Below are 12264 nucleotides of genomic sequence, written 5' to 3'. Positions count from 1 at the left end.
GCCTTTTTTCTACCAGCGCCGCTCGAACCGGCGCCGGAGCACGATCGCGGTGATGTTCATGGCCATGAGGAAGACGAGCAGGATGATGATGGCGCCGGACATGCGCTCGACAAAAGCGCGCTCAGCCTCGTTTGCCCACATATAGATCTGAACCGGCAGCGCGGTCGCCGGATCGAAAGGCGTCGTCGGATAATCGGCGACGAAAGCGACCATGCCGATCAAGAGCAGCGGTGCTGTCTCGCCGAGCGCACGCGCCAGGCCGATGATGGTGCCGGTAAGGATGCCTGGGGCGGCAAGCGGCAGGATGTGATGGAACACCATCTGCATCTTGGAGGCGCCGAGACCTAGGGCCGCCGAGCGGATCGACGGCGGCACCGCGGCGAGGGCGGCGCGCGTGGCGATGATTATGGTCGGCAATGTCATCAAGGTCAGCACCAGGCCGCCGACGAAGGAAGCCGAGCGCGGCATGCCGAGGAAGTTGATGAACACGGCAAGGCCAAGCAGACCGAAGACGATCGACGGCACCGCCGCGAGATTGTTGATGTTGACCTCGATCAGGTCGGTGAAGCGGTTCTTCTTGGCGAATTCCTCGAGATAGATCGAGGCGGCGACGCCGATCGGCAGCGCCAGCAACAGCACGATCACCATCATGTAGAACGAGCCGATGATCGCCACGCCCATGCCCGACGTTTCGGGCCGGCTGGAGGCGCCATAGGTGAACAGGCCGGTGTTGAAATGCTCGGCCATCACGCCGTCGGCTTTAAGCTTGTTCATCCAGTCGATCTGCTGGTTGGACACCTTGCGGCGCGCTTCATCGACGCCGAGGTCGATCTGACCCTTGAAGGCCGAGTCGAGGTTCGCGGCAGCCAGGATGTCGACGTCACGCGTCCTGCCGATCACCGACGGATCGGCGGAGACGATGTCGCGCAGCTGGACGCGGGCGCCTTCCGACAGGAAGCCCCTGAGCTTCAGCATCATCGGCTTGTTGGCCGGATCGATGCCGAGCTTGGCCACCAGCGCGTTTTCGGCGAGCTTGGGATAGTTCGCCTTGATCAGCACATTCGGGTCTGTGGCACGCTTGTTCGAGGGGTCGATGACCTTCTCATCGAAGGTGATCGGAAGCGTCACCGTCGTCTGCCAGAAGGCGGTGTAGCCTTTCGAGACGATGGTGATCAACATGATGGCCAGGAACGCCAGGCCCACCGAGATCGCAATCACGCCATAGATGCGGAACCGGCGTTCGGCGGCATAGCGCGCCTTCAGCCCGATGTCGCGGCGCGGACGCGCGACGGCACCCGCCATCGTGTCCAGGGGGATGTCGGTCATTCGTACTGCTCCCGGTACTTGCGCACGATGTAGAGGGCGACGATGTTCATCACCAGCGTCAGCGCGAACAGCGTCAGGCCGAGCGCGAAGGCGACCAGCGTCTGCGGCGAGTTGAACTCGAGATCGCCGGTCAGCTGGTTGACAATCTTGACGGTGATGGTCGTCATCGCCTCGAACGGATTGGCCGTCAGATTGGCGGCGACGCCCGCCGCCAGCACGACGATCATCGTCTCGCCGATGGCGCGCGACGCCGTCAACAGGATGGCGCCGACGATGCCGGGCAGTGCCGCCGGCAGGATCACCCGCTTGATCGTCTCGGAGCGCGTGGCGCCGAGGCCGAGCGAGCCGTCACGCATTGCGCGCGGCACCGCGGTGATGATGTCGTCGGACAAAGAGGACACGACCGGGATCAGCATGACGCCCATCACCAGACCGGCGGTGAAGATGCTCTGGCCCTGGATGAAGGGCGAGCCGCCGGTGAGTGCCGCCGACAGGTCGCGCAAGAACGGTCCGAGCGTGACAACGGCGAAGATGCCGTAGACGATGGTCGGAATGCCGGCCAGCAGTTCCAACGCCGGCTTGACCACCGAGCGCACACCGCGCGAGGCATATTCGGACATGTAGACCGCCGACATCAGCCCGACCGGCACTGCGACCAGAAGCGCGACGGCGGCGATGTAGAGCGTGCCGGCGAGTAGCGGGATCAGGCCGAACTGACCCTGGCTGCCGCCGGAACCGGCGGCGGCGAAACGCGGATCCCACACCGTGCCGAAGAAGAAGCTCATCGGCGATACGCTCTCGAAGAAGGTGATCGTCTGGAACAGCATCGACAGCACGATGCCGACCGTGGTCAGGATGGCGATGGTCGAGGCCGCAAGCAGCCCCCACAGCATCAGCTTCTCGACATTGTTGCGCGCCCTGGCGCGCGGCGCGATCTGCCTCAGCGCATAGAAGGCGCCGGCGACCGACAGCGCGAAGGTCAGCACGGCGCCGAACAGGCCGAGCCGGTCCTGGACCTGGTTCGCCTCGACCGCGATCGGGATCATATAGTCCTGTGTGTCGCTGGCCAGTGCCACGCCCTTGGCGGCGAGCAGCGGCTGCAATTCGGCGAAAGTAGCGGGAAGTGCGGTATCGCCATCGAGCCGGCGCAGGCCCTTGGCCAGGCTCTTCACCATGCTGGCGTCGAGCGCTTCGCTGGCCACCTTTGTGTCGGCGGTGCGCTCGGGCAAAGCGGCATGGATGTGCCGGTCGAGATAGAAGGAAGAGCCGATATCCCAGACGGCGAGCAGCAGGACGGCAGGCAGGACCGCGAGCAGAAAGGCCCACCAGCCATGATAATGCGCGCGCGAATGCGGCTTGACCTTGCCGGTATCCTGCGCCGCTGCGCGCTGGCGGCCGATCACAAAAGCGACCACGCCTATGGCGATGACTATGGCGAGTACGAGCAAGGACGACATCACCCACCCCAGGGAAAATTCAGATCGCCGCCACCGTTGCGGCAAGCGGCGAAATCAGGGCGCGGATTTGGTCCGCGCCCTGATCCGGTCGGTTGATTACATCGTCTTTCCGGCGGCGAAGGCGTCGCGCTGGCCCTGACGTTCGGCGTCGGGAGCGGAAACCAGGCCGTACTGGGCGAGCGGGCTTTCCGGGCCGATCATCTGGTCATCAAGGAAGAACTCGACATATTCCTTGAGGCCGGGAACGACGCCCAGATGCGCCTTCTTGACGTAGAAGAACAACGGCCGCGACACGGGGTACGTGCCATCGGCGATGGTCTGCGTCGAAGGCACGATGCCTTCCACGGTAGCGACCTTCAGCTTGTCGGCATTGTTCTCGTAGAAGGCGAGGCCGAACACGCCAACGCCGGTCTTGTTGGAGTCGATGCGGGCCAGCGTCTCGGTGTAGTCGCCATCGATGTCGACAGCCTTGCCGTCCTTGCGGATGGCGATGCAGGTCTTGCCGATTTCCTTGTCGTCGGCGATGCCGGCAGCCTTCAAAGCGGCCTTGTCGCAGCCGGCGTCGAGCAGCTTGGTCTCGAACACTTCACGGGTGCCGTGCTTCTCACCCGGGATATAGGCGGCGATATCCCAGTCGGGCAGCTTCGGATTGACCTGGTTCCACTTGGTGTTCGGGTTGTCGACCAGCTTGCCGTCGACCACCAGCTTGGCGGCGAGCGCCTTGTAGATGTCGGCGGGAACCAGCGCCCAGTCCGGACCCTTGATGTCGGTGGCAAAGACGATGCCGTCATAGCCGATGCGGACTTCCTGGACGTCCTTGACGCCGGCGTCGGCGCAGGACTTCAGCTCGTCCTTCTTGATCGGGCGCGAGGAGTTGGCGATGTCGATCGTGTCTTCGCCGACGCCCTTGCAGAACTCCTTGATGCCGGCGCCGCTGCCGCCGGACTCGACCACCGGGGTCTTGAAGTTGGTGAAGGTTTCGCCGAACTGCTCGGCGACGATCTTGGCGTAAGGCAGCACGGTCGACGAACCGGCGACCTGGATCTGGTCACGCGCAGCGGCGACACCGGACGATGCGGCGAACGCTACCGCCACGGCCGATGCCGTAACGAGGAATTTCTTCATGTGGCCTGCTCCTGTTCGGAAGATGGTCTCTTGGCGCCCTCTTCAAACCGGCGCCCGCTGAGGCCAATAGCCTTCGATTATTACAGTCGCATGACAGTTTCGTGTCAGCCCGGTAACGTCGCACAGACGTCTTGTGGGCCGCACCCTTTAAGCCGGTTTGTGGGAATGGAAGTTGCCGCTGGAATCAGACGCTTGCGCAATTCGTGCTGGCATCAAGTCCCGGCACATCGCAGGCCGCGATGCCGAGAAAGAAAAACCGGACGGGAGCGCGTTGCCCGTGGCCAGAGCGAATCTTGGCCGAGCCATCGCCAAAAACAGGTCCGTTGGGGTAGATTCGACGCTGTTTCTTGTCGGCGGTCGCTTGCTCCCGCCCGTAACTGAATGAGCGGTTTCGTCGCGACCATTGTCCTGACTGGGCGCCAGCTTTGATATGGTGCGATCGCACCATAGCCTTGGCTGTTGCGGCGCGGCCGAATCCCGGCCGGCGCCGCAGGTTGCTATCCAGCGTCTCGTTGGGCTTCGCCTGATATGCCGACCCAGCGCTCGACCTTTTCGAGCAGCGCCCTGGGGCTGATCGGCTTGGGCAGATAGTCGTCCATGCCGGCTTCCAGGCAGCGCTCGCGGTCGCCCTTCAAGGCATGCGCGGTGACGCCGACGATCGGGATATGCATACCCGTATGTTCTTCAAGCCGGCGAATTGCGGCGGTGGCCTCGAGCCCGTTCATCTCCGGCATCGAGACGTCCATCAGGATCATGCGCGGATTAAGCCGGCCGAAGGCGTCGAGCGCCTTGCGGCCGTTGCCGACGATTTCGAAACTGTAGCCGGTTTCGCCGATTATCTGGGTGAACACCATCTGGTTCACCTCATTGTCCTCGGCAACGAGGATGTCGAGCCGGCGTTCATCCCCGGCGGCCCGGGCGCGGGCACGAACCGGCGGCGGTTCCAGCAAGGCGCGTTCCGAGGCAGCGAGCGGCGGCTTTGCCGGCGACGGTTCGTTCCTGCCGCCGCCGGAACCGCTGCTTGCCGCCGGCAGCACACGGCCCGTGATATTGTGATGGTGCCGCTGGATGGTGGCGACCAGCGTTTCCAGAAGCACCGAGGAACGCGCCGGCTTGATCAGTTGGGCGTCGATGCCGAGATCGCGATAGCTGGTGTTGGCGAGCGACTGGTCGACCGAGGTCAGCATGATGATCGGCGTGTCGGCCAGCCCTGCGGTGTTGCGCACGACGCGCGCCATTTCGGCGCCGCTCATCCCCGGCATCTGATAATCGAGCACGACGCAATCGACCGGCACGCCATAGGCAGCCGCGGCAACCAGCACCTTGAGCCCTTCGGGTCCGCTTTCGGCGGCGCAGGAATCGAAGGTCCATGACGCCATCTGCTCGCTCAGGATCGATCGGTTGACGGCATTGTCGTCGACGATCAGCACCCGTGAGCCGGTCACGTCGACCGGCATGATCCGCCGTCCGGTCTGTTCCTCGGCCCTGGGCAATGTCACGGTGAACCAGAAGGTCGAGCCCTTGCCTTCGGCGCTCTCGACACCGATCTCGCCGCCCATCAACTCGACCAGCCGCGAGGTGATGGCGAGCCCGAGCCCTGTGCCTTCGTGGCGTCTGGTCGACGAGGTGTCGGCCTGACTGAATTTTTCGAAGACGAGCTTCAGTTTCTGCTGCGGAATGCCGATGCCGGTGTCGGTGACCGAAACGGTAAGCTTTGTCCCCGTCGGCCCCCTTTGTCCGGTCACGTCGACCAGCACGTGGCCTTCGTCGGTAAACTTCACCGCGTTGCCGACCAGATTGGTGACGATCTGCCTCATGCGACCGACATCGCCGACGAACAGGCTTTCCAGGCCCGGCTCGACGCGCACGATGAGCTCGAGGTCCTTCTCCTTGGCGCGCGTCGATATCAGCGTCGCCACATCCTCGATTGCTTCGGGCAGGTTGAAGGGCGCAGGGTCGAGCACCAGCTGTCCGGCATCGATCTTGGAGAAGTCCAGTATGTCGTTGATGATGGTCAAGAGCGCGTTACCCGACTTGACGATGATATCGGTGAACGTCTTCTGCTTGGGATCGAGATCGGATTTGGCCAGCAACTCGGCCATGCCGAGTACGCCGTTCATCGGCGTGCGGATCTCGTGGCTCATATTGGCCAGGAATTCCGACTTGGCGCGGTCGGCCAGTACGGCGCGCTGGCGCGCCTCGCGCAGTTCGGCCTCGCGCAGCTTCAGTTCGGTGATGTCGGTGGTCGACCCAATCAGATAGAGCGAACCGTCGGACGCGATCATCGCGCCCTTGCGGGCGAACTGGTGGCGCACGCTGCCGTCGGCAAGCGTCACCGTTTCCTCGATCTCCTGTGTATCGCCTGTGCGCAGCACGGCGAGATCGCTGTTGACGAAGGCTTCGCCGTCCTCGCCGAAAATCTCGATGTCCGTCTTGCCGATCGCGTCTTCCCTGCGGAGGCCGGTGAGGTCGCACCAGCCCTTGTTGACGTAGAACTGCCTGAGGTCGGAGCGCTTGGCGTAGATCGACACCGGCACGTTGTCGATGAGATTGCGGAACACCTCGTTCTCGCGCATGCTCTCTTCCAACGCCTGCTCGCGCGCCTTGACGTCGGTGATGTCGGTGCTGGACCCGACCAGGTGCACCGACCCATCGAGCGCCACCAGCCGGCTCTTGCGCGTCATCAATTGCCGCACCGTGCCGTCGCGATGGGTAACGGGCTCCTCGATCTCGCGGCCGCGGCCGGTGACGACGACCTGGGTGTCGTCATGGGTGTAGGTTTCGGCGTCGTCTATGCCGAAAAGCTGGAGATCGGTTCGGCCGATGACCTCCTCCTTGGGGATGCCGGTCAGCGCGCACCAGGCCTTGTTGACGAATTCCATGCTCAGATCCTGCGCCTTGATGAAGGCGGCGACCGGCAGTTCGTCCATGACGTAGCGGAACAGGTCGATCTGGCGCATGCTTTCCTGCAGCGCCTTTTCGCGGCTCTTGATCTCCGAGATGTCGACGCGCACGCCGATGAAGGTGCCGTCCTCGGTGCGCATATCGTAGACCTGATACCAGCGGCCGTCGGGATTGCACCGTTCGTAGGAGGAGTTCGGCAGGCGGTAGCGGGCGAGAATGGCATCCAGCCAGATGTCTCGATCGCCGTCATAGAGCTTGTCGGTCTCCGGATCGCCACTGAAGCGGAAATATCCCACGGAATGTCCAAGTTCCAGGGCCTCGCGGAAGGTGCGGCCGGGCTGCCATGCCGGTTTCAGCGCCGGCAGCGTGTCCTGCAGCTTGCGATTGGCAAAGATGAACTTGTCGTCGCGGTCATAGATGATGACGGCCGCCGGCAGCGACTCCAGCACCGTGGCGAGGTTCTTGCGCGCGTCCTCGGCCTCGGTCTCGCGGCGCTTCATGTCGGAAATGTCGAACAGGAAACCGGCGACATAGTTGCGGCCACTGGGCATGCCGACGCGGTTCTTGCGCACGATGCGCGAGCGGCTGGCGCCCTCGGCGTCGAAAGTCTCCTCGACCTCGTAGGGCGTGCCGGTCGCCAGCACGGCGCGTTCGCTGTCTTCGAACTGCGCGGCGTCCTTTTGCTTGAGGAAGTCGCCGCCGGGCCTGCCCAGCATCGCTTGCGGGCTCTGTCCGAACAGTGCCGAAAACGCCTCATTGACGAAGACGAAACGCAGATTGTCGTCCTTGACGAAGATCGGGTCCTTGACGCCGTTGATCACCGCCTCGGCCAGCCGCGATTTCTCCAGCGCTTGGGCGAGTTCAGCCTCGCGATCCTTCATGTTGGTGACGTCGACATAGGAGATCAGCCTTTTGCCGCCGGCGAGCGGCGCCAGCGAGGCAATCAGCGTACGGCCGTCATTGCGTGGCAGTTGCCTTGAGCCCACCAGGCCAGCCGAGATTTCTGCTTCGCGCTCGGCGATGTGGCCCTGCCATTCCGCATCGTCAGCACCGTACGGGTCCATATCGCGGCTGGCCTGCATCAGTTCGCGGAAGCCGCAGCCGATCCTGGCGCGTCGGGGATCGATTTCCCAGAAATCATAGAAGGCGCGGTTGATCACCTCCGCGCGCATGTCCGCATCAAGGACGAGCACGCCGATCGGCATCTGGTCGACCATCGTGCGAAGATTGGCGAAGGTCTCCGTGATTTTGGCGTTGGCACTCTCGATCTCTGCGTCGCGACGCTTGAGCTCGGAGACGTCGTAGTAGGTCAACAGCCGCTTGCCGCCGGACAATGCCGTCACCGAGAACATCATCGTCCTGCCATTGGCATGGAGAAATTCGCGTGGCGCAACCGAGCCGGCGCTGATCTCCTCGATGCGGGTGGCGAGGTAGTGCCGCCACTGCTGTTCATCGAGATCGCCGTAGATGCCGTTGCGGCGGTTGAGTTCCATCAACAGACTGAACGGCGCGCCGACAGTGACGGCGCCATCGGGAATCCTGGAGAGCTCGCGATAGGCCTTGTTGACGATGAGTGTGCCGAGCTTTTCGTCAAGCAGCACGACGCCCATATGCATGGCATCCATCGTCCGCTCGAGATCGGCGAGGTGCTGCGTGGCCTCGCCGGCCGGCGGATCGCTCTCCTCCTCCCGCAGTTCGTCCAGCGCACCGGCCAGTGCCGTGACGTTGCGGCCGATGCCGCGATAGCCGATGAATTCGCCTTCGCCGTCGAACCGCGGGGAACCGGTGATCGAAACCCAGCGACAGCCGGGACCGCCGCCCTTCAACTCATAAACAAAGTCGCGAAACGGCCGATGCGCCTGCAGATCCTCCAGATGCGCGGCGGCGTGTCGATTGCCGTGCACCATCTGCTTGAGGAAATCGAAGCGGAAACGGCCAAGTATGCTGGCGGGATCGATGCCGGTGGCGGCCTGGTAGTTCTCCGAAAGCCAGGAAAAGCGCAGCTCGGCGTCGGTCTCCCAAACCCAGTCGGCGCCGGCCTCGACCAGTTCGCGCAGCGCTTCGGGCGAACCCCCGACGGACGTATCCTCGCCGTTCACCACCCCTTTTCGGGAACCGCGTCCGCCGCGTGTTCCAACAGTCCCGTCAGCCATCCCGTTCCCACCCCGAAAGCCAAGGCCGAACCCCCTCAGCGGTTCGCCGGCGGAATGTGCCCGAGAAGCATTAATGATCCGCTAACCATAACCAATCCAGACTGCGGCCAGAGCCACATTGCCCTGCGGTATTCCGCCGGTTGTCGGCGGAACCCCGGCCGGGCTATAAGTCGGCGGGGGTGTTGCTGATGACGGGTTGGATCGTGCCTTGTTTCCTGTGCCTGGCGCTGCTTGCGGGCAGCGGCTGCGCACGCAGCTATGACGGCACGGTGGTGATCCCGAAGCCGCTCGATATCAGGCGGGTCTGGGATCGCGATCCGTCGCAGACTGAGGCCAGCCGGATGCAGGCGGCAGCCGGTGTGTTTCCGACGCCGCCGCCGCAGGAGCCCTACCGGCCCGCGGCACGCAGGCACACAACACAAATAGCTGCGCCAAGGCGGCACGTCAGGTCCAGCCCTCCCAGCATGGCTTCCGAACCGGCCAATCCGCTCACCTGCAAGAATGTCAGCGAACCCGGCAAACGCTACAGGATGGTTTGCGAATAGCTGGTACTAGAGCAATTCCAGGAAAAGTGTGAAACGGTTTTCCGTCCGGAATTGCGTAAAACAAAGACATAGAGCGGTTCGCCGTTTCGGTGAAACGGTGAAACGCTCTAGGCGCAGGTTACTCCGCCGGGAAGAAAGCCGGCCCGACCACCCTGACCGGCCGCGAGCCGGCCAATGGCTCGACCGGTTGTCGCTGGGCGGCGCCCCTGGCCTCTGCAGCGTCTGCGCCAGGCTGGGGAAGTTGCGCCACGGTGCCAAGATCCGGCTTCGCTGACGGCAAAGGAATGATCGCGTTGGCCATATTGGCTGGCGTCACCGTGCGCGCTCTCAGCTCGGCAATGCGCCGGTGATAGCGCTTGAGGTCGCAGGCCCTGAAGTTCGCATCATCGCGATATTTGAAGGCCGTCGGCAGGTCCTTGTAGGATGTGCGCGTATCGAGCGCGACCATCTCTTCGGTTTCAAGGCTTGGGTCACTGAGCATGTACAGGTCGACGCCGGCATCGTCGCAGATGTAGCGGCACTGATCGACCATCTCCTTGACATCGCCGCCTTGCACGAACTGCGATTTCGGCGCCGGGAAGAAATAGCCGTCGGAGAGACGAACGCAAAACAGCATCGAATTGCTGCCGATCATGGCACCAGCCGGACGCTGTCTTTGTTGCCCGGCGGCGGGCCTGCAGCCGAGCGCGACGAGCCTGGCCTGCAGTCCGGACGTATCCCGGCGCGAAATCGCGGCGCCGGCGATCTGGCGTTGCACCCGAGTGTATTATGCCGGTTCCTGTAAATTCGCTATTACACTTTTGTTTCAAGATTGAGACGTAGCCAGGCTTGGGCGAGCCCAGGCCCCCGCAATCATCGATCCCGCGTTGTCGGCCCTTGCGGATGAAACCTTTCTCCGGTGTCTCGCGTTGTGTCGGGCAAAGGAGACGAAGATGTCTATTCACTTCACTGTCTCTGGCCTGACCAGGAACCTGTTCCACTCGCTGGGGCTGGACCATGAGCGGGCGCCGAGAGCGCTCGATCCCGAACAGAGCCTGTTGCTGGAATGCTATCTGGCCGGACAGATTCCGGAATCCGCCTGGGCCGACTACGTCTTCGAGACGCCGGAACTGCAGCGGCATGTCGATATCAGACGCCCGCACAACTGATCAGAGCAACTTCAGGAAAAGTGTGAGTCGTTTTTCCGCGAAAAGCGCGTAGCGCTTTCCCCTGGGAATTGCGTCAAGACAACGAGAGAGGGGGTCGCCGTTTCTGTGAAACGGTGAAACGCTCGCCCGCTCGCCTACTGCTTGGGCGAAGCGAATTGCACGGTGAAGACATTGCCCGCGACGCCTTGCGCCAGCGTCGGCGAGAAGCTCAACGGCAGGCACTTTTGCAGGGCAGTGGTTGCGGCGTCGACGAACGACTTCCTGGTATCCGCATCGCCATCGACCTTGATCGCCGTCGGCCGCGGCGGACCGATCAGCGTGCCGTCGCGCTTGAAGCTGAAGCTCAAGGTGACGCTGGCATTTCCAGCACCCGCCGGCGGCGTCCAGCACGCCTGGATGGCATCGCCGACCTCCGCCATCGTGTCGAGCGGCGCGGCATTGCACGGGTTGCCTCCGACCGACACAACACCGGCAATCGCAAACACTCTCGCTACGCCCTTCATCGCAAAGCTCCTCGTGTGTCGTCCGCCGACCATGATGGTAGGGTCGAAGCAGACGATGGCAATATGCCTGATGTCTTACAGCATGAGGCGCGCCTGATGGCGCATCGGCGAAAAGCAAAAGGCCGGCATTGCGCCGACCTTTCCCTTCACCCTTGCGCCAGTACATCCGTGGTCGCGCGGTGCCCTCAATAGACAGCGTTCTGGTTAATGAATCCTTAGCTTTGCGCGCTGGCCTGCGACTTCACATAGGCGATGTAGCCGCGCACGTCGCCGGCCGGCTCGGCATAGGCCTGGCCGAGTTTCTTCTCCATCGCCGCGACATACTCCTTGGCCCATTTTGGCAGCGCATAATCGATGACGGCCAGGAACTCCAGCGTCGATGCCAGGCGTATGTCGGCGATCGACGGGTGCTTGCCGCCGATGAACGGCTTGCCGTCCCTGAAGAAGGAGTGAAACACCTCCAGCGGCTCGGCAATGGCGGCCATGGCGGCCTTCTGCGCCTCGGACTTCTTCTCCGGATGAGCGTCGCTATGGCCGACCTCGCCGGCGTAATGCGGAAAACCCAGCGCCGGATAGGTGGCGCGCGCCACATACGGGTAGAGCGTGCCGATCAGGTAGAACATGGCGCTGTCGACCATCGCCCGCTTGGCCGGCGCCTTGGGATAGAATTTCTCCAGTCCGTGCTTGTTGGCGAGATACTGCATGATGGCACAGCTCTCCCACAGCACGCCGCGCGGCAGCCCCTTGTCCTCGATCATCGGCGTCAGATGCGCCGGATTGCGCGCCATATATTCCGGCGACCGCGTGTGGCCCCAGGCGTCGGTCTCGGCGGCGTCGAACCCGGCCGCACGGGCAAACACCCGGACGGTCATGTTGTTGACGCTCGGCTTCAGCATCGAGAGCTTCAGCGCCGGTTTTTTCGCCCCCTTGGCCTTCGGCCCCGACATCTTAGTAGCCGGCTTTGTCGCGGCTTTCGCGGCCGGCTTCGCGGCTGCCTTCGGCGCGGCCTTTACGGCCGCCTTTGCGGCCGGCTTCGCTGCCGCTTTTGCTGCTGGCTTGGCCGCTGGTTTGCCAGCGCTCTTAACTGTCTTTGCCATATGGTC

At 63.3% G+C, this 12264-nt stretch carries 9 protein-coding genes; 2 read left to right on the top strand and 7 right to left on the bottom strand.

Annotation, left to right across the window (positions count from 1 at the left end; all coding sequences use genetic code 11):
* Window positions 1-9: 9 nt before the first annotated feature.
* The 4 genes from pstA to X727_RS140490 form a co-directional block, all read right to left on the bottom strand.
* Window positions 10-1326, bottom strand: coding sequence for a phosphate ABC transporter permease PstA (gene pstA, locus X727_RS140475; protein WP_023834997.1), 1317 nt, complete (start codon window positions 1324-1326; stop codon window positions 10-12).
* Window positions 1323-2783 (bottom strand): phosphate ABC transporter permease subunit PstC, encoded by a 1461-nt coding sequence (pstC, locus tag X727_RS140480; protein ID WP_023834996.1) that lies wholly within the window; start codon window positions 2781-2783, stop codon window positions 1323-1325. Before pstC ends, pstA begins: the two co-directional genes overlap by 4 nt.
* A gap of 96 nt (window positions 2784-2879) precedes the next feature.
* The gene (locus tag X727_RS140485) at window positions 2880-3908 is read right to left on the bottom strand and encodes a substrate-binding domain-containing protein (protein WP_023670113.1); all 1029 of its coding nucleotides are present in this window, start codon (window positions 3906-3908) and stop codon (window positions 2880-2882) included.
* 497 nt (window positions 3909-4405) lie between these two features.
* On the bottom strand, window positions 4406-8911 hold the full coding sequence (locus X727_RS140490; protein WP_196815017.1) for a PAS domain-containing protein: 4506 nt from the start codon (window positions 8909-8911) through the stop codon (window positions 4406-4408).
* Window positions 8912-9153: 242 nt separating this feature from the next.
* On the opposite strand from X727_RS140490, the gene X727_RS140495 reads away from it, so the two are divergent.
* Window positions 9154-9510, top strand: a complete 357-nt coding sequence (locus X727_RS140495) for a hypothetical protein (RefSeq protein ID WP_023693676.1) — start codon at window positions 9154-9156, stop codon at window positions 9508-9510.
* 118 nt (window positions 9511-9628) lie between these two features.
* On the opposite strand, the gene X727_RS1000000165720 is transcribed toward X727_RS140495, so the two are convergent.
* Window positions 9629-10144 (bottom strand): DUF2865 domain-containing protein, encoded by a 516-nt coding sequence (locus X727_RS1000000165720; RefSeq protein ID WP_245274203.1) that lies wholly within the window; start codon window positions 10142-10144, stop codon window positions 9629-9631.
* Window positions 10145-10442: 298 nt separating this feature from the next.
* Here X727_RS1000000165720 and X727_RS140500 point away from each other — a divergent pair, with 298 nt between their 5' ends.
* A complete protein-coding gene (locus X727_RS140500) occupies window positions 10443-10658 on the top strand; it encodes a hypothetical protein (protein ID WP_023690098.1) in 216 nt (71 codons plus the stop codon).
* A gap of 134 nt (window positions 10659-10792) precedes the next feature.
* On the opposite strand, the gene X727_RS140505 is transcribed toward X727_RS140500, so the two are convergent.
* Window positions 10793-11161, bottom strand: a complete 369-nt coding sequence (locus tag X727_RS140505; protein WP_023834993.1) for a hypothetical protein — start codon at window positions 11159-11161, stop codon at window positions 10793-10795.
* A 215-nt stretch (window positions 11162-11376) separates the two neighbouring features.
* A complete protein-coding gene (locus X727_RS140510) occupies window positions 11377-12258 on the bottom strand; it encodes a glutathione S-transferase family protein (RefSeq protein WP_023834992.1) in 882 nt (293 codons plus the stop codon).
* Window positions 12259-12264: the final 6 nt, after the last annotated feature.

The organism is Mesorhizobium sp. L103C105A0, assembly GCF_000502215.1.
GTDB lineage: Bacteria > Pseudomonadota > Alphaproteobacteria > Rhizobiales > Rhizobiaceae > Mesorhizobium.
This window is presented reverse-complemented; position numbering and strand designations above follow the sequence as displayed.